Annotated in this window: 19 protein-coding genes; 8 read left to right on the top strand and 11 right to left on the bottom strand. The window is 63.1% G+C overall.

The window, feature by feature from the left end:
- Window positions 1-126: 126 nt before the first annotated feature.
- Window positions 127-756: a TetR/AcrR family transcriptional regulator gene (locus ACODR6_RS03195; RefSeq protein WP_203429537.1), complete on the top strand. Its 630-nt coding sequence runs from the start codon at window positions 127-129 to the stop codon at window positions 754-756.
- A gap of 3 nt (window positions 757-759) precedes the next feature.
- On the opposite strand, the gene ACODR6_RS03190 is transcribed toward ACODR6_RS03195, so the two are convergent.
- Entirely contained in the window at window positions 760-1,716 is a 957-nt protein-coding gene (locus ACODR6_RS03190) for a LysR substrate-binding domain-containing protein (protein WP_112713108.1), read from the bottom strand.
- Between the two features lie 203 nt (window positions 1,717-1,919).
- On the opposite strand from ACODR6_RS03190, the gene ACODR6_RS03185 reads away from it, so the two are divergent.
- Entirely contained in the window at window positions 1,920-2,216 is a 297-nt protein-coding gene (locus ACODR6_RS03185) for a DUF1127 domain-containing protein (RefSeq protein ID WP_112713106.1), read from the top strand.
- A gap of 86 nt (window positions 2,217-2,302) precedes the next feature.
- On the opposite strand, the gene ACODR6_RS03180 is transcribed toward ACODR6_RS03185, so the two are convergent.
- The 5 genes from ACODR6_RS03180 to ACODR6_RS03160 all read right to left on the bottom strand — a co-directional run bounded on the left by ACODR6_RS03180 (window position 2,303) and on the right by ACODR6_RS03160 (window position 7,587).
- Window positions 2,303-3,163 (bottom strand): DUF937 domain-containing protein, encoded by an 861-nt coding sequence (locus ACODR6_RS03180; protein ID WP_203429536.1) that lies wholly within the window; start codon window positions 3,161-3,163, stop codon window positions 2,303-2,305.
- 71 nt (window positions 3,164-3,234) lie between these two features.
- Window positions 3,235-4,608 (bottom strand): glutamate--cysteine ligase, encoded by a 1,374-nt coding sequence (locus tag ACODR6_RS03175; RefSeq protein ID WP_203429535.1) that lies wholly within the window; start codon window positions 4,606-4,608, stop codon window positions 3,235-3,237.
- Between the two features lie 151 nt (window positions 4,609-4,759).
- Window positions 4,760-5,497, bottom strand: a complete 738-nt coding sequence (locus tag ACODR6_RS03170) for a 16S rRNA (uracil(1498)-N(3))-methyltransferase (RefSeq protein WP_489020669.1) — start codon at window positions 5,495-5,497, stop codon at window positions 4,760-4,762.
- Window positions 5,498-5,511: 14 nt separating this feature from the next.
- Complete coding sequence (locus ACODR6_RS03165) at window positions 5,512-7,011, bottom strand: inorganic phosphate transporter (protein ID WP_489020667.1); 1,500 nt, start codon at window positions 7,009-7,011, stop codon at window positions 5,512-5,514.
- Window positions 7,012-7,074: 63 nt separating this feature from the next.
- Entirely contained in the window at window positions 7,075-7,587 is a 513-nt protein-coding gene (locus ACODR6_RS03160) for an NUDIX hydrolase (protein ID WP_112713094.1), read from the bottom strand.
- A 260-nt stretch (window positions 7,588-7,847) separates the two neighbouring features.
- On the opposite strand from ACODR6_RS03160, the gene ACODR6_RS03155 reads away from it, so the two are divergent.
- Complete coding sequence (locus ACODR6_RS03155) at window positions 7,848-8,729, top strand: LysR substrate-binding domain-containing protein (protein ID WP_489020665.1); 882 nt, start codon at window positions 7,848-7,850, stop codon at window positions 8,727-8,729.
- Window positions 8,730-8,764: 35 nt separating this feature from the next.
- Complete coding sequence (locus ACODR6_RS03150) at window positions 8,765-9,976, top strand: adenosylhomocysteinase (protein WP_489020663.1); 1,212 nt, start codon at window positions 8,765-8,767, stop codon at window positions 9,974-9,976.
- A gap of 8 nt (window positions 9,977-9,984) precedes the next feature.
- Here ACODR6_RS03150 and ACODR6_RS03145 read toward each other — a convergent pair whose 3' ends face one another.
- Together ACODR6_RS03145 and ACODR6_RS03140 are read right to left on the bottom strand one after the other, a co-directional pair.
- Window positions 9,985-10,896, bottom strand: coding sequence for an agmatinase (locus tag ACODR6_RS03145; protein ID WP_489020661.1), 912 nt, complete (start codon window positions 10,894-10,896; stop codon window positions 9,985-9,987).
- A 42-nt stretch (window positions 10,897-10,938) separates the two neighbouring features.
- Entirely contained in the window at window positions 10,939-11,835 is an 897-nt protein-coding gene (locus ACODR6_RS03140) for a LysR family transcriptional regulator (RefSeq protein ID WP_489020660.1), read from the bottom strand.
- Window positions 11,836-11,968: 133 nt separating this feature from the next.
- On the opposite strand from ACODR6_RS03140, the gene ACODR6_RS03135 reads away from it, so the two are divergent.
- From ACODR6_RS03135 to ACODR6_RS03120, 4 genes are all read left to right on the top strand, one after another.
- Window positions 11,969-13,408, top strand: coding sequence for an FAD-linked oxidase C-terminal domain-containing protein (locus tag ACODR6_RS03135; protein WP_489020658.1), 1,440 nt, complete (start codon window positions 11,969-11,971; stop codon window positions 13,406-13,408).
- Window positions 13,405-14,607, top strand: coding sequence for a glycolate oxidase subunit GlcE (gene glcE / locus ACODR6_RS03130; protein ID WP_489020656.1), 1,203 nt, complete (start codon window positions 13,405-13,407; stop codon window positions 14,605-14,607). The genes ACODR6_RS03135 and glcE overlap by 4 nt, the downstream gene beginning before the upstream one ends.
- A 205-nt stretch (window positions 14,608-14,812) precedes the next feature.
- Window positions 14,813-16,123, top strand: a complete 1,311-nt coding sequence (gene glcF / locus ACODR6_RS03125) for a glycolate oxidase subunit GlcF (RefSeq protein ID WP_489020654.1) — start codon at window positions 14,813-14,815, stop codon at window positions 16,121-16,123.
- A 38-nt stretch (window positions 16,124-16,161) separates the two neighbouring features.
- Window positions 16,162-16,593, top strand: a complete 432-nt coding sequence (locus tag ACODR6_RS03120; RefSeq protein WP_112713077.1) for a hypothetical protein — start codon at window positions 16,162-16,164, stop codon at window positions 16,591-16,593.
- A gap of 8 nt (window positions 16,594-16,601) precedes the next feature.
- On the opposite strand, the gene ACODR6_RS03115 is transcribed toward ACODR6_RS03120, so the two are convergent.
- From ACODR6_RS03115 to ACODR6_RS03105, 3 genes are all read right to left on the bottom strand, one after another.
- Complete coding sequence (locus ACODR6_RS03115; RefSeq protein ID WP_489020652.1) at window positions 16,602-17,261, bottom strand: outer membrane protein; 660 nt, start codon at window positions 17,259-17,261, stop codon at window positions 16,602-16,604.
- Window positions 17,262-17,551: 290 nt separating this feature from the next.
- Window positions 17,552-18,223: a L,D-transpeptidase gene (locus ACODR6_RS03110; RefSeq protein ID WP_112713073.1), complete on the bottom strand. Its 672-nt coding sequence runs from the start codon at window positions 18,221-18,223 to the stop codon at window positions 17,552-17,554.
- 136 nt (window positions 18,224-18,359) lie between these two features.
- Window positions 18,360-19,115 carry a L,D-transpeptidase gene (locus tag ACODR6_RS03105; protein ID WP_203429524.1) on the bottom strand — a complete coding sequence of 252 codons (756 nt, stop codon included), beginning with the start codon at window positions 19,113-19,115 and terminating at the stop codon, window positions 18,360-18,362.
- Window positions 19,116-19,301: the final 186 nt, after the last annotated feature.

The following is a 19,301-nucleotide window of genomic DNA, read 5'->3' as shown; positions in this document are numbered from 1 at the left end:
AGTTTGACAGTTCGTTAAAATGCGATGCTTTCCATTTACGGCGCATGAAGGGCTGCATGCCATATCGCTCGCATGCGCCGGTTTGAAACAGACACCGCCGCTCATTCATAAAAATGCGGGGGTGAAATGAGCGTAGACAGTGTGGATCGCATCGGCCTTCGCCGAAAGCCCAAGCAGGAACGCAGCATTCAGCGTTTCGATCTCATCCTGTCAGCCGCTGCCGAGATCATCGCCGAAAAGGGCGTCAGCGCCATGCGCATGACCGAGCTTGCGGTCGCCGCCAAGGTGCCGATCGGCTCGGTCTACCAGTATTTCCCGGAAAAGGCGGCGATCGTCAAAGCGCTCTTCGATCGTCATGCGAGCGAGGTGCAGGCCAAAACCGCGAAGATGTTTGCCGGCGTCCAGTCGCTCGAGGAGTCGCTGACCCTGATCGAGGGAATGATCGACTGGTATTACCATGCCTATCGCAACAACCCGACCTATCTCGGTGTCTGGATGGGCACCGAAACCGACCAGGATCTGCTGCGCCTCAATATCGAACACAGCAACCGCGTCGCCGATATCTTTCTCGATGCCGTCAGGCGCGTCGCGCCCGAACTGGATGAGATCGACATGCAGGCGCGCACCTATCTCTTCAGCCACCTGATCGGCGCCTCGATCCGCCTCGCGGTCAAGAGCGAGGAAGCGCTCGCCGAGCGCATGCTGGGAGAATGGAAGCGCGTCATCCGCGCTTGCCTGTTCGTAGAGCTAAGCTGAGGCTTACCAGCTCGGCACCATGTTGGCGGCCTTCAGGCGCGGGAAGTTCCGCGCGTAAGCACTCTTCACATCGGCCTCGAGATTGTCGTCGACGACGGCAGGCGTGATGTTGTCGAGGCAGGCGGTGATATGCGCCGTGATCGCATTCATCAGCGAGATCGAAACGCCGGGACGCTTCATGATGCCGATCTGCACCGGGGGCAGGGCGGGGAAGCCGTCTGCCTGGCTCAGCACCTTCATGCCCGTGCGTAGCGCCGATTCCGGCATGACGGAGACGGCCATGCCGGCAAGCACGGCGGCCGCAACCACGGTGCAGGACCAGCTGGTGAACAGGATCTGATGCTCGCGGCCGACGGCATCGAGCGCCGAGCAGGCAAGCTGGCGCCACTGGCAATCACGGCGGCCGACAGCAAGCGGAACCGGCGCATCGTCGCGGATCGGATGGTTGGCAGAGCCCACCCAGCAGAGCGGCTCGGTTCTGACCACATCCGACATGCGCTCGCGCGGGTTATGCGTCACCAGCGCGATATCGAGCTCGCCCTTGTGCATCCGCTCGGCGAGATCCACCGAGGGTTCGCAGACGATGTAGAGCTCGACATTCGGATGCGTCTTGGCAAAGCGGCCGATGATCTCCGGCATGTAGCGGTCGGCATAGTCGTCGGGCGTGCCGATGCGCAGCGTGCCCTCGAGACGGTTGTCGTCGAAGGCCGCGATCGCTTCGTTGTTCAGGCGGATGATGCGGCGCGCGTAGTTCAGGAGCTTCTCGCCCTCGACCGTCAGGCGGTTGCCGCGACCGTCCTTGATGAAAAGCTGCTTGCCGATCCGCTCTTCCAGACGCCGCATCTGCATCGAGACGGCAGACTGCGTCTTGTAGACGCGATCGGCGGCCTTGGTGAAGCTGCCGGAGTCGACGATGGCGATGAAAGTCTGCAACTGGTCAATATCAAGAGGCGCAGACATGGGCTCACCTATAACGATCTCTGATAATAACCATTAGAAACATTCGTTGGACTGATCAATAGGGCTTTGGCATCTTCTGGCTGCAAATCAAGCAAAGTGAAGGACAGAGACCGCTCTGTCCGACTTGAGTTTCGATCCACACACCGTCCCGCTCGACCTCGCGGGACGGGTGGATCGTTGCGCCCGAAAGAAAGGAGAGTTCGATGCGCATGATTGACCAGACTTTAGAACTCGACTGTGCCAAGCAGCCGGCAACGTCCACACGTCTCGTGGGCATCATGGCTCCGCTGGCCGCTCTCTTTCGCGCCTACCGCAATCGCAGAGCGATCAACGGTCTCCATGAACTGGACGATTATCAGTTGAGGGATATCGGCCTCACCCGCGCCGATATCGCCGCCGCCCTTCTGACGTCGTCGTTCTTCGAGGATCCGTCGGCCCACCTGACGACCTCGGCCCGCCGCCGCTGGCGCCTGTCGATCTTCCGCTCCTACATAGACTAGGAGCGGACCGTTTCCCCGCAGGGTGATAGCCAATAGCCCTGCCTCTTAACCCGGTGACCGGCTTTCCCAGCCGTCTCCGGGTTTTTTTATGGCTTGGCGGAGGGCGGGCTCTTCGGACGATAGGCGTCGAAGATGGTTTCCAGGCTCTTCTGATAACTCTTCTGCACTTCGAGGCCGCTGTCGAACATGGTGTTGAGCATGTCCATGTAACTTTCGGACGGCTCTTTGACCTCTTCCTTAGGTGGCTCCGGGGCCTTGGCGGCCTGCTGCGGCTGGCTCATGCCGGCCATCATTTCCTGGAAGGCCTTGGCGAAGGGATTGTCGAGGAACGGGTTGGCCGCCGTCTTTTCCGGCTCGGGCTTCGGCACGCTGAACATCAGCTGCATGGCCTGCGTGAAGGGATTGTCGAAGATGCTGGGCTCGGGCGCGGCCTTCTGCTTCGGCGCAAAGCCGGTGCTTTCGAGCCAGGCCTGGATGGTTTCGCCCATCGCCGTGTTGACGAAGGGATTGACCGGCGACGACATCTGCCCGGTCGACTGCTTGAACAGCCCGCCCATCAGCGTGCCGGCCATGACGGGCAGCATCTGCTTGTAGATTTCCTGGCCGATGCCGGTCATCTGGGCGGCCTGCGCGGCAACGGCGCGGGAGACTTCCTTGGAGCCGAAGAGCTGGGACAGGATATTATTGCCGTCATTGATGCCCTGCGGCGTGAAGGCCTTGCTCATATCCTCGAAATACTTGCCGTAATTGCCGGATGCCACCGATTGCATCAGCCCCATGAAGTCATAGGGATTGGCGGTGCTGCGCTTCAGCCCGGCGGAGAAGGCGGGCATCAGCGCCGCCATCGCCTTGGTCGCCTGTTCCTGCGCGAGGTTGAACTGCTTGGCGATGGCATCCATCGCCGCGCCATTCTGCGCCTGCATCATCATGTCGAAGAGTGGCAGCATGGGCAGTCCTTCCGCTCTCTAGTGCGTTTGAATCGCTACTATAAACGGAAATGGGAATGCGCAAACGGCTTTTAGTACTGATATTCTTCGAAGACAGGTTCGACGGAGCCGTTCCAGCGACCGTTGAAGCGGGCAAGCAGATCTTCTGCAAGCGTCGCCTTCTTGGCCATGACTTCGTCGAGCGGCGACAGGAAGATCGTCTCGTCCTGGCCTTCCTTGTTCAGCCGGTTGCGCGACTTGAGACCCGCCTTGGAAATGGCGAGCACGTCCTTTGCCGTGTCGAACAGCTGATGACCGCGGAAATCGGCCTTCAGGCCCTCGGCCGGCACGGCATTGCGCAGCGCGACGACCTCGTCGAAGCTCCAGTCCTTGGTGAACTGGTCGGCAGCCTCGAGCGCGGCTTCATCATAGAGCAGGCCGACCCAGAAGGCGGGCAGGGCGCAGATGCGGCGCCACGGACCGCCATCGGCGCCGCGCATTTCGAGGAAGCGCTTCAGGCGAACGTCCGGGAAGAGCGTCGAGAGATGGTTGGTCCAGTCGCCCATCGTCGGTTCCCAGTCCTTGATCTCGCTCTTCAGCGCGCCGTTCATGAACTGGCGGAAGGTGACGTGGGTACAGTCCTTGTAGCGGCCGTCGCGCACGATGAAGTACATCGGCACGTCGAGCGCCCATTCGGCATAGTCCTTGAAGCCGAAATCGTCGCGGAAGCTGAAGTCGAGCGGTCCGGAGCGGCGGTTGTCGGTATCGGTCCAGATGTCGCCGCGCCAGGAGAGCAGGCCGTTCGGCTTGCCTTCGGTAAAGGGCGAGGAGGCAAAGAGCGCGGTCGCCAGCGACTGCAGCTTCATCGAGACGCGCATCTTCTTGCGCATGTCGGCTTCCGAGGAGAAGTCGAGGTTCACCTGGATCGTGCAGGTGCGGTACATCATGTCCAGCCCCTTGGAGCCGACCTTCGGCATGTAGCGGGTCATGATGTCGTAGCGGGATTTCGGCATGCGCGGCGTTTCCGCCAGCGTCCATTTCGGGCTGCCGCCGATGCCGAGGAAGCGGATGCCCATCGGCTCGGCGATCTCGCGCAGAACGGCGAGGTGCTGGTTGGATTCCTTGCAGGTCTCGTGGATCGTCTCGAGCGGCGCGCCCGACAGCTCGAACTGGCCGCCCGGCTCGATGGAGATCGCGCCCATGCCATGCTGCTCGCCAAGGCCGATGATATTCTCGCCGTCCATGATCGGCTCCCAGCCGGAACGCTCCTGCAGCCCCTTCAGGAGCGCGGAAATGCTGGCGTCGCCGGCATAGGGAACGGGGCTGTTGTCGGCGCGGAAGAAGGCGAACTTCTCATGCTCGGTGCCGATGCGGAATTTCTCGGCCGGCTTGTTCCCCGCAGCGAGATAATCGGTCAGCTCCTGAACCGAAGAGAGCGGGGTCTGGTCGGTGGTGTCGCGAGCCATGCAAATCTAACCTGTATTCTGGGGGAACGCCTTGTGGGGCGCGGCAATTGGAAGGGTGATTAGGACCGCTCTCAGGTATGTTGCAAGTGAAATTCTTTCAACGCCGGTTCAAAAAAATAGCATGCTGTTTCTTGAGTGGATATGGCGAAGGTTAATTCCAGTCGCCGATCGCCGCCTGGATTACGGCCATCGCAGCAACCGCAGCCGTATCTGCACGCAGGATTCTCGGGCCGAGCGGGATGGCGGTGACGAAATCGAGGCTGCGCAGCCGGGCGCGCTCTTCTTCCGAAAAGCCGCCTTCCGGGCCGACCAGAAGCGCGAGCTTTTTCTCGCCAATCGCGGAAAGCAGCGGCAGCGGGTTCTGCCCGGCATCGCCCTCGTCGCAATAGATGATCCGCCGATCGCTGGACCAGCCGTCCAGGAGATCGAAAAGCTTCACCGGTTCGGCAACATCGGGAATGCCGAGAATGCCGCACTGCTCGGCCGCCTCGATGACGTTCGCCTTCAGCTTGTCGAGATTGGTGATCTTGCCCTGTACATGCTGGGTCATGACCGGCTGCAGAAGACCGGCACCCATCTCCACCGCCTTCTGCACCAGATAATCGAGCCGCCCGACTTTCAGCGGCGCGAAGAGATAGTGAAGGTCCGAGGGGGCAGGCTGCGGCCGCGTCTGTTCGACCGGTGTCAGCAGAATGCGCTTACGGGTCGGAAAGGCGAGCGTGGCTTTCCATTCGCCATCCCGGCCGTTGAAAACCAGGATCTCCGCGCCGTCGCTCATGCGCAGCACGTTGGCCAGGTAATTATACTGGTCGGAATCGGCTTCGACGGCTGTATTGGCCGAAAGCTGTGCATCGATGAACAGCCGCTGCATGCGGAAATTGGCGCGCATTCGATCTTTCCCGGTCAAACGAAGAGGGCGAACATAACCCAATAGAGAAGCGCCGCAAGCGCGCCGGATGCCGGCACGGTGATCACCCAGGCGGCGATGATCGTCATGAAATGCGAGCGGCGCACCAGATAACGGCGGCGGGTTTCATGCACGTTCGGATCAACAGGTTCGTCGATCGCCCAGCTCTCGGCCTTGTGGCGCATATAGGCGATGCGGCGCTTCGAGTTGCGGGTGTACCATTCGCGGAAGAAGCCGACGCCGAAGACGGAGCCGACGGCGATATGCGTCGTGCTGACCGGCAGCCCGAACCATGAGGCGACGATGACGGTGAAGGCCGTCGACAGCGCCACGCAATAGGCGCGCATCGGATTGAGCTTGGTAATCTGCTCGCCGACGAGGCGGATCAGGCGCGGCCCGAAGAGCAGCAGACCGATCGAAATGCCGAAGGCACCGATCAGCATGACCCAGAGCGGCGGCGCGATGTCGCCATGCACGGGCAGAACCGTCGTCGAGCGGACGATCGCCGACAGCGGCCCGACGGCATTCGAGACATCGTTGGCGCCGTGGGCGAAGGAGAGCAGGGCGGCCGAGCCGATCAGCGGATATTTGAAGAGGATGCGCAGCGAACTGTTGCGGTTCTCGAGCCCCTCCGCCTGACGCCGGACGATCGGGCGGGCGATCAGCCAGGAGACCACCGTCGCCGCCAGGCCGTAAGCGAGGACCGTCATGGCCGGGAAGCGATCGGGTGTCGTCAGCTGCAGGATCATGTAGGCGGTAAAGCCACCAGTCATGATCGCGATCAGCACCGGGACCCAGCGCCTGGCGGCTGCAATCTTGTCATCGCGGTAGATGACGAATGTCTTGACGAGAAACAGCAGCCCGGCGGCGATTACCCCGCCGATCAGCGGCGACGTTACCCAACTCGACGAGATCTCCACCATCACCCGCCAGTTCACCGGCTCCGGCCCGACAGCAGCAATGCCCGCGCCGATCACGGCGCCGACGATCGCGTGCGTGGTGGAAACAGGCGCATTCAGCCATGTCGCGAGATTGATCCAGAGAGCGGCAGCCATCAGCGCCGCCATCATGATCCAGGCCAGCAGTCCCTCGGGAACGCTCACGGCATCGACGATGCTGGAGGAAATGGTCTTCACCACTTCGCCACCGGCGATCGTCGCCCCCAGCACTTCGAAGATCGCGGCGATCACCAGCGCCTGCGCCATCGTCATCGCACGCGCGCCGACGGCAGCGCCGACATTGTTGGTCACGTCGTTCGCGCCGATATTCATGGCCATATAGGCCGCAAATGCGGCAGCGGCGATGACGAGAACGGCGCCCGGCCGGTCGAAGACGTAGACGCCTGCAAACAGCATCGCGAGACCGAGGAACACCAGGCCGATGCCGGGTGCGATCAGTTTTCGCGCGACGAACTTCGAGGCATCCTCGACATGGCTATATTTGTCGAGGTCCTTGTCGAGCGTTCGTTTTGTAAGGACGGGTGTCTTCTCGGCCATTCTCTTTCCTGGAAAGAATCCCGCTTTAACGCTGTCATTCCTAACAGCGCAAGATGGCAGGAATCATTCAGCCGGAATCTGCTTGGCGCGGCTTGCCTGAAGATGTTCGTTGATACGGCGCTTGAACTGCAGGAAGAGATCGCGAAGCTCCGGCTCGCGAACCCGCTTGCAGGCCTCGTCGCAGGAAACCCACTCGATCGTGCGTTCGCCCTTTTCCTTGAAGTTCTTGGCGAGATCGGTGACCTCGAGAGCGTAGACCTGCACCTTGCAGGTCACCTTCAGCCCGTCTTTCAGGACCTTCGGATAGCTGTAGGCGCCGAGCGTCTCGTGCTCGACGGCGCCGCGCACGCCCGCTTCCTCGTAGGCCTCGCGGGCGGCGACCTCATAGGAACACTTGCCGTTCATCGGCCAGCCCTTGGGGATTACCCAGCGGCCGGTATCGCGGCTCGTCATCAGGAGAACCTCGACCTCGTTGCCCTTCTTCTTCACCCGGTAGCAGAGCGCTGCATACTGCTGTCGCGGCGGGCGCCGGAACATCAGCTGCACATCAGAGGCTAAACGGGCGAGAAGCGTCAACGGTCGGGTCACCTTTTGAGTCGTTCCAAGGAATCACTAATATTAGCATGTGCTGGAAAGCTTGCGCGATCCATGCGCCATTTAACGGTGCATAACGCGGCTTTGGTTTTTAATACGGAAATATCACGCCGCGGCGGGTCGCAATTCCGTCAAATCCTGTTCCGTTTCCGTCTTTGCACAGGTGTTCAATATGGGGCCTTCTTGCCTTTCGTTCAATGCCCATATCAATCTGGGGGTATCGTTTCCTGTTGATGACCGCCATGCGCCTTCCGCCACTCAATGCAATCAGAGCTTTCGAAGCCGTCTGCCGCCAGGGTAGTGTTCTGCGGGCTGCCCAGGAGCTCGGCGTCGTGCGCGGCGCGGTGCGCCTGCAGATCGCGGCACTGGAGAATTACTTCGGCGAGAAGCTCTTCACCCGTGAGGGCCGACGCCTCGTGCCGACTGACCGGGCCAAGGCCTTTGCGGAAGCGGCGACGGCCGCTTTCTCCTTGCTGCAGCATGCCGCCGGCGACCTCCAGAAAGACGACAGCCGCAAGCTGCGCCTCGGCGTTCCCTCTGCCTTCGGCATCTGGTGGCTGATGCCGCGCATCCGCAGCCTGCAGCGGGCGCTTGGCGATAGCGAGATCGATATCGTGCCGATGGCGGTGGCCGAGCCGCTGTTGCAGCACCCGGAACTCGATGCCGTCATCATGGGTGGCGAATACCGCCCCTCGGCCGGTGTCGACGCGATCCGCTTCATGGAAGACGAGTTCGGCCCGGTGGCCGCTCCTCAGCTTGCCGCCACTTTCGGCACCGATCCCGCCGGCATGTCCTCGGCGGCCATGCTTGTCAGCCGCAGTGTGCCGAAGCTCTGGGACGAGTGGTTCGCCGAAAGCGGCACGCCCCCCGTCAGCTTCGGCCGCCGTCAGGAGTTCGAAGACCTCTTGCTGGCGCTCGGCGCTGCCCGTTCCGGCCTCGGCGTCGCACTCGCGCCCCGCGCCTCGATCGAGGACGACCTGGCGCGCAATATCCTAACGGCTCCCTTCGGCTTCATCCGCCGCCCGGCAGGCTACAGCCTCTGCTGCCGCACCACCGATCTCCGCAAGCCGCATTTCACGGCGCTGCGCGACTGGCTGGTCAAGGCAGGCGAGGGGATCGAATAGGGCAGATTTTCTGCGGTATTGGCAGTGGAATATCCATGCCGCGCGGTCTTCATGGGCGTTATGACGGCCTATCGCGACAGGAGACCATCATGGAAAACACCGCCACCCGCATCGACTGGATCGGAAACAGCTGCCGCCTGCTGAAGGCAACCGCCGCCGAATTCGAGCGCACCCGTCCCTTTCAAGGACTGACGATCGGCACCGGTATCCACCTGGAGCCGAAGACGGTGGCGCTCCTGACGACGCTGCGTGCCGGCGGCGCAAAGCTCGTCTGCACCGGAAATCTGAACAGCACCCAGCCATCGACGGTCGACTATCTCCGCTCTCAGGGCATCACCGTCTTCGCAACGCAGACCACCGATCCCGCCGAGCATCACCGCAGCCTCGAAGCCGTTGTCGATGCCAAGCCCGACCTGCTGCTCGACAATGGCGGCGACCTCTTCGCCATCGCGGCCGAACGTCCCTATGCCAATCTCCTCGGCGGCACCGAGGAAACGACCTCGGGCCGCACCCGCCTGCTGCCGATGCGCGACAGACTGAACATGCCGATCCTTGTCATCAACGACAGTCCGATCAAGCAGTTCGCCGAAAACAAGCATGCCGTCGGCCAGAGCCTGTTCGAAAGCTACATGCGCTTCACCAACCGCTCCACCAATGGCAAGCGCGTCACCGTTTTCGGCTACGGCGCTTGCGGCAAGGGCACGGCAGCAAGCTTCCGCAACGCCTTCTCGACCGTCAGCGTCGTCGATATCGATCCGGTCACGGCGCTCGAAGCCCATCTCGACGGCTTCGTGACGCCGCTGCGCGCAGACGCGATCCGCGCCGCAGACGTCATCGTCACGGTCACCGGCTTCCCTGGGATTGTCACCGCCGCCGATCTGCCGCTGATCAAGGACGGCGCGATCCTCATGAATGGCGGCCACTTCCCGCTGGAGATCGACGTTGCAGGCTTCCGTGCGCATCCCGATGTCGTCTCGATCGATCGCTATGCCGCCGATGTCATGGAGACGCTGCATCTGAAGGATGGCCGCTCGATCCATATCCTCGGCGGCGGCCACATGGCGAACCTCGCCGGCCCGCGCCCGCTCGGCAATTCCGTCGAATCCATGGATCTCGGCTTCACCCTGCAGGCCCGCTGCCTGGAGCGCGTTGCCAAGCGCGGCGTCGGCGCCGAATCCTGCATCGTGCCGGTGCCCGCGGATATCGACGCCATGGTCGCAAGCGCCTATCTCGACCTGGCGCGGTAACCGGAAACTCAGCCCTGCCGGACGATCGTCCCGATCGCGTTGACGAGGAGACGAGCAGCCGTCAGGGCCGAGATGCCGTCGATATCGGCGGGCGGATAGAGCTCGACGAGATCGAAGCCGGCGATCCGGCCACGGCGGCCGGCGCCTGCAATCAGGTCGATCACCTGTGTGTAGCTGAGGCCGCCCGGCGTGCGGGCGGCGACGCCCGGCATGATGCCGGGATCGAGCCCGTCGCAATCGAGCGTGATCACCACTTGCGCGCCCTCCGGAATATGCCGTAGTGCTGCCTCGACGCCCTGGGCATGAACCTCGCGCGCCGTCACGAGATGGCTGCCATAGGAGCGCGCCGCCTCGATCTCCGAGATACGGGCGCTGCCGACGCCACGCATGCCGACCTGCACCATCCCGGCGATGTGGCTCATCTCGCTCGCCCGGCGCATCGGGTTGGAATAGCCGTAACGCTCTCCGTACAGTTCATCGCGCCAGTCGATATGCGCGTCGATCTGCAGGATCCAGACCGGCCCGCGATCGGCAAAACCGGCGAAAAACGGAATCGGCACGGAATCGTCGCCGCCGAGCAGGATCGGCACGGACCCGCCCGCCAGGATGTCGCGTGTCTTCGCCTCGATCAGTGCCCGGTTCCCGGCATTGTCATGCATCACCGTCGGCAGATCGCCGGCATCGATGCAGCAGACGGGGCCTTCGTTGAAGAGCGGTCCGCCGAGATCGAAATCCCAATGCTCGATAAGCGCAGCGTCCTCCTGGCTTGCGGCGCGGATGGCGTTTGCCGCACCGGCATAGCCGCTGCTGTCCTTCCCAGGATAGGTGGTGCCGTGACCGGCGCCAAAGATCACCATGCGCGGTGCGCGCCCGTCATCGAGCCGATCGGGAAGGCCGAGAAAGGAAGGCGAAGCAGTCATGTCGAGGCTCCAGAGAATGGTCTACGGGGTTCGGCGGAAGGGCTAAAGCTCCCAATAGGGAACCGGCCCATAAAGCTCCGCCAGATAATCGATGAACAGCCGCACCTTGGCCGGCAGGAACTGGCGGCTCGGATAGACTGCCGAGAGCGCGACGCTGCGTGAGCCCTCATATTCAGGCAGCACCTGCACCAGCTTGCCGCTCTTCAGCTCCTCGCCGATATCCCAGGTCGAGCGAAGCGCGATGCCGAGCCCTGATATCACCGTCTCGCGGATCACCTCGCTGGAATTGGTGATCAGCATCCCCTCCGGCCGCAGTGTCATCGCGCCGTCGGGGCCTTCTAGCCGCCAGACGTCATTGTTGTGCGCAGGCAGGCAGCGATGGTTCCGGAGGTCCTCGATGCCAGTGGGCATGCCATGGCTGTCGAGATAGGAAGGGGAGGCGCAGAGCAGACGCCGCACCGGCGCCAGCCGCCGGGCGACAAGGCTGGAATCGGTCAGTTCGGCAATGCGGATCGCCAGATCGAAACCGGCACCGACGATGTCGCTGAACTCGTCCGTCAGCACCAGATTGATCGCCAGCTCCGGATGCGCCTCCATGAAGCGCTTGAGATGCGGAGCGATATGCATGCGCCCGAAAGAGGTCGGCGCCGAGATTTTCAGCGTGCCATGCATCTGCGCCGAGCGCCCGGATATATAGTATTCCGCCTCCTCCAGCCCGGCGAGAATGCCGAGCACCCGGTCGTAGAAACCTTGGCCCGCCTCAGTCAGCGAAATCTGCCGCGTCGTGCGCTGCAGCAGGCGCGTGCCGAGCCGGTCTTCCAGCCGCTTGATGCGCTTGGAAACGACGGCGGGGGAAAAGCCGAGCGCCCGTCCGGCCAGCGACATGCTGCCGGTCGAAACCACCTTGGCAAAAATCTCGAGATCACCCAGATTGGTCATTGTGCGGCACTATTTCCCCTTTTGACATAAGTGCTTAGCATTTGCGCCGGTTTCGGGAAAGTGCTAAGCCGGGCTAAACCGGCTGCCATGGAGGACAGGCTGGTCCCGCCGCCATATCGGGAGGAAGCGCGCCATGTCCGACGCCATTTCGTTTCTTGCTCCGCGCGCCGACGTGCTCGCCCGCCGCAGTCAGATCGTCGGCGACCTGATCGATCTCTTGCCGCCGGAATGCCTGGTGCATGAGGCGCGCGAACTGGTGCCATTCGAGACCGACGCCTTCGTCTCCTACCGCCGCCTGCCGCTCGCAGTCGCCTTGCCGCGGTCGACCGCCGAGGTCGCCGCCGTAATGAAATACTGCCATCGCTACGGCATCCCCGTCGTGCCGCGCGGCGCCGGTACGTCGCTCTCGGGCGGCGCCATTCCGCAGGAAGATGCCGTCGTGATTGGCCTCTCGAAGATGAACAGCATCCTCGAGATCGACCTCGCCAATCGCGTCGCCGTCGTCCAGGCGGGTGTGACCAATCTCAATATCTCTGAATCCGTCTCTGCGGACGGTTTCTTCTATGCGCCTGATCCGAGCTCGCAGCTCGCCTGCACCATCGGCGGCAATATCGGCATGAATTCCGGCGGCGCCCACTGTCTGAAATATGGCGTGACGACCAACAACCTGCTCGGCGTCAGGATGGTGCTGACCGACGGAACGGTGATCGAGCTCGGCGGCAAGGCGCTGGATGCCGGCGGCTATGACCTGCTCGGCCTCGTCTGCGGTCACGAGGGCCAGCTCGGCATCGTCACCGAAGCGACCGTCCGCCTGATCGCCAAGCCGGAGGGCGCCCGCCCCGTGCTCTTCGGCTTCGATACGTCTGAGGATGCCGGTTCCTGCGTTGCCGATGTCATCGCATCCGGCATCATCCCCGTCGCCATCGAGTTCATGGACAAGCCGGCGATCGAGATTTGTGAAGCCTTCGCCCATGCCGGTTATCCGCTGGATGTCGGCGCCTTGCTGATCGTCGAAGTTGAGGGTTCGGAAGCCGAGATGGACGACATGCTGAAGAGCATCGTCGAGATCGCCCGCAAGCATCGGGTCAAGACGGTGCGCGAATGCCAGTCGGCAACGGAAGCTGCGCTCATCTGGAAAGGCCGCAAGTCGGCCTTCGGCGCCACCGGCCGCATCGCCGATTACATCTGCATGGATGGCACCGTGCCGCTCAGCCAGCTGTCTTACGTGCTGAAGAAGACCTCGGAGATCGTCGATCACTACGGCCTGCGCGTCGCCAACGTCTTCCATGCCGGCGATGGCAACATGCATCCGCTGATCCTCTTCAATGCCAACGACCCGGAAGATGCTGCCCGCGCCGAGGCGGCAGGCAACGACATCCTCAAGCTCTGCGTCGATGCTGGCGGCTGCCTGACCGGCGAGCACGGCGTCGGCATCGAGAAGCGAGACCTGATGCGCCATCAATATTCCGAGACCGATCTGGTACAGCAGATGTCCGCGCGCGCCGCCTTCGATCCCGGCTGGATCCTCAACCCGTCGAAAGTCTTCCCGCTCGATGGACGGCCGGCCGCATGAGCGCATTCTTTCCCGAAAGCGAAGATGAAGCCGCAGCGCTGATCCGCGAACACGACGCCGCAGGCCGGCCACTCGCCATATCGGGCGGCGGCACGCGCGCTGGTTTCGGCAACAGGGTCGAGGCCGAAGACACGCTCCGCTCCACACGCCTTTCCGGCATCGTCGCCTATAATCCCGGCGAGATGGTCATGACGGCGCGCGCCGGTACACCGGTTGCCGAAATCGAAGCCGCCCTTGCCGCCAATGGCCAGATGATGGCCTTCGAGCCGATGGACCACCGCGGCGTCATGGGCACCTCGGGCGAGCCGACGATCGGCGGCGTCTTTGCCGCCAATGTCTCTGGCCCCCGCCGTTTCATCTCGGGTGCGGCGCGCGACAGCCTGCTCGGCATTCGCTTCGTCAACGGCCGTGGCGAGATCGTCAGGAATGGCGGTCGCGTCATGAAGAATGTCACCGGCCTCGATCTGGTGAAGCTGCTGGCGGGTTCGCACGGCACGCTCGGCTTCCTCACCGAAGTCACTTTCCGCGTCCCCCCGCGCCCGAAGGCGGAGGAGACGATCGTCATCTCCGGCCTCAACGATGCCGAGGCGGCCAACGCCATGGCCGCCGCAATGGCACAGCCGGTCGAGGTCTCCGGCGCAGCGCACCTGCCGATGACGGTCACCTGGCGTTTCGCGGGCGGCAAGCTGCCGGAAGGCGAGGCGACGGTCCTCCGTCTCGAAGGCCTGCCGGGCTCCGTCGAGGCGCGCGCCGAAAAACTTGCCAAGGCCATGTCCGCCTTCGGCCCAGTCGCCCGGATCGGTGAGGAGATGAGCCGCACCCTCTGGCGCGAAATCCGCGATGTCTACCCCTATGCCGATGGCACCATGCGCCCCGTCTGGCGCGTCTCAGTCGCTCCCTCCGCCGGGCACCAGCTGGTTGCCGCACTCCGCCTCGAAGCCGGGGTCGATGCCTATTACGACTGGCAGGGCGGTCTCATCTGGATGCGCATGGAAGCCGATCCCGAAGCCAGCCTGCTGCGCCGCTTCATCAAGGCGCTCGGCGGCGGCCACGCGACGCTGATCCGTGCTTCGGAGGCGATGCGGGCCGATGTCGCCGCCTTTCAGCCGCAACCGGAAGCGGTTGCGATGTTGTCGGCGCGGGTGAAGGAAAAGTTCGATCCGGCCGGGATATTCAATCCGGGGAAGATGGGGTGGTGATGGCTGGCTTCGCGTCTGTGGGTTACCCCCCTCTGTCCTGCCGGACATCTCCCCCACAAGGGGGGAGATCGGCAAGTGGCATGCGCTCGCCCGATCAATCACCCGCCGCAGGGTGCGCCCAGCCAATCTCCCCCCTTGTGGGGGAGATGCCCGGCAGGGCAGAGGGGGGTAACCCCACCCACCAGGCCTCGACGGGACACGACTGATGCAAACCAATTTCACCGCCGAGCAACTGACCGATCCCCATGTCGCCGAATCCGAGAAGATCCTGCGCAAATGCGTGCATTGCGGCTTCTGCACTGCCACCTGTCCGACCTACGTGACGCTCGGCAACGAGCTCGACAGCCCGCGCGGGCGCATCTATCTGATCAAGGACATGCTGGAAAACGGCCGCCCGGCCGATGCGGAGGTGGTCACCCATATCGACCGCTGTCTCTCCTGCCTTGCCTGCGTCACCACCTGTCCCTCCGGCGTGGATTACATGCATCTGGTCGATCACGCCCGCGCCCATATCGAGAAGACCTACAAGCGCCCGTTCATGAACCGGCTGACGCGCGCCATTCTCGCCGCCGTGCTTCCCTATCCCGGCCGCTTCCGCATGGCGCTGCAGCTCGCCCGCCTCGGCCGCCCGTTCCGCGGCCTGATGAGTGCACCGGCGCTCAAGCCCTTCGCGGCGATGCTGGCGCTCGCTCCGCGCTCGGTCCCGGCACCCTCCGTCTACTCCCGCCCCGGCAACCATCCCGCTGAAGGCAAGAAACAGGCGCGTGTCGCGATCCTCACCGGCTGCGCCCAGCCCGTCCTCGACCCCGGCATCAACGAGGCGACGATCCGGCTGCTCACCCGCCTCGGCGTCGAGGTCGTGGCACCATCAGGCGAGGTCTGCTGCGGTTCACTGGTGCATCATATGGGCCGCGAGGAACAGGCGCTCGCCAGCGCCCGGGCCAATGTCGATGTCTGGATGCGCGAGATCGAAAAGGGCGGGCTCGATGCGATCATCATCACCGCCTCCGGCTGTGGCACGACGATCAAGGACTACGGCCACATGCTCCGCCTCGACCCCGCCTATGCCGAGAAGGCGGCAATCATCTCGGGCCTGGCGAAGGACGTCACCGAATATCTGGCGACCCTCGATCTCCCCTCGCATATGCCGAAGGGCATCACCGTCGCCTATCATTCAGCCTGCTCGATGCAGCATGGCCAGAAGATCACCATGGCGCCAAAGCAGCTCCTGAAGGCGGCGGGTTTCACGGTGCGCGACCCAGCGGAAGGCCACCTCTGCTGCGGTTCGGCCGGCACCTATAACATCATGCAGCCGGATATCTCGGCGGCGCTGAAGGCCCGTAAGGTGAAGAATATCGAGGCGACAAAGGCGGATGTGATCGCAACCGGCAATATCGGCTGCATCACCCAGATCGCCTCAGGCACGGCAATTCCAATTGTCCATACCGTAGAATTGCTCGATTGGGCTTACGGTGGTTCTGTACCTCAAAAATTAATAGATTTGCATATAGCCTGAATTCGGCCGGTTGTCGGCCGGTCACAGGATTGAGCGCTATGCGGCGTACACTTGTTTTGCTTTCTGTCTTTTTCGGTGCCGCAGGCACTGCGCATGCCGATAGCCGTTACTTCTGTTCCGCCGATGATGCCGCCGCCCGCTTCACCGTGGAGATCGGCTTCAAGGATGACGGCGGCCATGTGCTGAACCATTTCCGCGGCGGCCTGATGATCAAGGATGCCTCGGTTCCCGACCAGTTCAAGAAGCGCGTCTTCGATTCCAGCCGCCTGACCAACCGCTGGTCGAGCGGCGGCGAGCTGCGCATGGAAATCTACGACGACAACGGCGACGACACCTCGGGCCAGGCGCTCAACATGGTGGTCATGGCCGAAGCCAAGGGCAAGGCCTTCAGCGGCACCTACGGCATGACCGTGACGGGCGGGGCCAAGCCCTTCACCGCCAGCGGCAAGGTCAGCTGCGGCTCCAAGTGAGCCGCTTCCTACCAGTGAAATGAAACGCCGAGATTGACGGCATTGGTGAAGATATCGGTCTTCAGCCGGTCGCCGCTGTCGATCGGCACATCCACCTTCGAATAGGTGCCCTTGTATTCGACAAAGGTCGACCAGCGCTCGGTGATGCGGAAATCGACACCGGCCTGCGCCTGCAGCGTCACGCCGCCGAATTCGTAGCCGAAGGTCTTGCCGGATGGCCTGGTCACCTCGACATGCGGAATGTTGACGCCGACACCGGCGCCGAGATAGGGCGTCCAGCGCCCACCATCCTGCGGAAAGCGGTAGAGCGCATTGGCGGTCACGAGGTTCAGCCCGTCGGTGAACTCGAAATGCGACCAGCCCGAAGTCGCAAGCGTCTTGCTGTCGGCATAGACCTTGTCATGGGTATAGTCGATCGACAGGCCGAGATTGGGATGCCCGAGATCCTCCAGCCACCATGTCACGCGCGCGCCGTAGTAAGGCGGCCAAGCAAAGGACTTGCCCTCCCACCCCGCGGTAAAATGCGTCCCGTCGGAGACATCGACCCCGCTATGCGGCGCCGTCTGGTAACCGCCATAAACGGAAAACTGCAGGTCTTCGGCAAGGGCAGGCGAGGCGAGACAGGCAAGGGCGGCAAGCCCCAAGGCTGGCAGGAAGGCGCGATGCATGAGGGATCCCCGGATGGCAATGCCGCCCATCTATCCCGCGTTGTGTAACAGGCTTATTGCAGTTGTGGTGTGGTGTGAGATTTCTGGGGCGTCTGCGCAAGCGGCCCCCTCATCCGCCCTTCAGGCACCTTCTCCCCGCTGGGGAGAAGGGAACTCCGGCAACCTCTGGCGCAAACATCCCCTCTCCCCTCGGGGAGAGGGTAGGGTGAGGGGGCTCCACGCCGCAGCACCAACGAAACAAAAAGGGCGCCCCGAAAGCGCCCTCTTCAATTCCATCGACCTAACAAATCTCAACCGCCAAACAGCGTCCTGAGCACGTCGATGCCGCGGTCCTGGAAGGCGACGTTGCCCTGCTTGTTGCCGGGGCCGACGACGATGACCTTGGTGCCGACGGGCACGCGCTCGTAAAGATCCTGCACGTCGTTATTGACCATGCGGATGCAGCCGGAAGACAGGTTCAGGCCGATCGTCCAGGGCTGGTTGGTGCCGTGGATGCGGAAAGCCGTGTCGCGGCCGCCCTGGTAGAGATACATGGCGCGGGCGCCGAGCGGATTGTCCGGGCCGCCGGGCTGGAAGGCGGGCAGCTTGTGGCCGGCCTTGGCTTCGCGAGCGCGCATCTCCGGAGGCGGGGTCCAGCCCGGCCATTCAGCCTTGCGGCCGACCTTCACGACGCCGGACCAGCCGAAGCCTTCGCGGCCGACGCCGATGCCGTAGCGGGTGGCGCGGTTGTTGCCTTCGACGAGGTAAAGATACTTGTTCGTCGTATCGACGATGACGGTGCCGGGGGCTTCATCGGTGACGAGGCGTACGACGCGCTTCTTGAACTGCGGCTTGACCGTCTTAACCTGCTTGACGCCGCGCACGGCGTCGGTTGCGGTCAGCTGAGGCTCGGCATGGGCAAGGCTCAACGTGCTGGCGAATGCGATCGCACAGGCAGCCGCAAGCCGGACAATATGCTTCATTCTCTATTCCCCTCTATTCAGGATCACGGCCAAGCTAGCCAATTTGCCCTGGATTTCAAGCTTGAGAGGGGTTTGCGCCGGTTTTTTGTGCTGCGGCGCGCCGTTCTTGCAACGGCCCGCCGCAGCCTTGCGGGCTTCAGATCACAATGACGCGGGTGCCGACGTTGACGCGCTCGTAAAGGTCAGTCACGTCCTCGTTGCGCATCCGGATGCAGCCGGAGGAGACGGCGCTGCCGATCGTCCAGGGCGCATTGGTGCCGTGGATGCGGTAAAGCGTCGAGCCGAGATACATGGCGCGGGCGCCGAGCGGATTTTCCGGGCCGCCATCCATGCGGGCGGGCAGGTAATGGCCCTTGGCGGCTTCGCGGCTGACCATTTCGGAAGGCGGCGTCCAGTCCGGCCACTCGGCCTTGCGGGTGATCTTGTGCTCGCCGGCCCATTCGAAGCCGGGCTTGCCGACGCCCACGCCGTAGCGGCGCGCCTTGCCGTTTGCCATGACGAGGTAGAGGAAGCGGTTGTTGGTATCGATGACGATCGTACCCGGCCGTTCCTTGGTGTCGTAGTCGACCATCTGCGGCAGGAACTGCGGGTCGAACCGCTCGCGGATCACCGGAATTCCATCCGGGCGCACGACGGCAGCCTGCTGCACGGTGGCCGGAGCCTGGCGCATCACGCGCGGCTGATACTGGAACAGCCCGCGCGGCTGCTGGCGGATGACCGGGCGCTGATAGACGACCGGGCGCACGTTGGGGCCGCCGAGCTGGTTGATCCAGGGCGCCGTCAGGTCGGGGCTGAGAACGACGGGCGGGCGGCTCGCATAGCGGTCGTCGCCAAGCGCGGGCGAGGTCAGCAGGCCGATCAGGCCGGCTGTAATCAAAACGGATTTCATCATCGGACGGAACTCTCTACAAATGACCGAAAATGCTGGGGCGGGCATTTCCGCCTGCCGGGATGCTGCCACCGCTCAGGCCAGCGAATGGTAAAGATCGATTCATTAAACTGCGAAGCACCGGATAAACTTTTCGTCAGGGTTACTATCCGGTTTGGAAACGGGGTTTCTAAATGGTAAAGCCGCAAT

The organism is Rhizobium sp. FG96 (assembly GCF_057808655.1).
The sequence above is the reverse complement of the archived record's forward strand: the minus strand, read 5'-3'. Positions and strand labels throughout refer to the sequence as shown.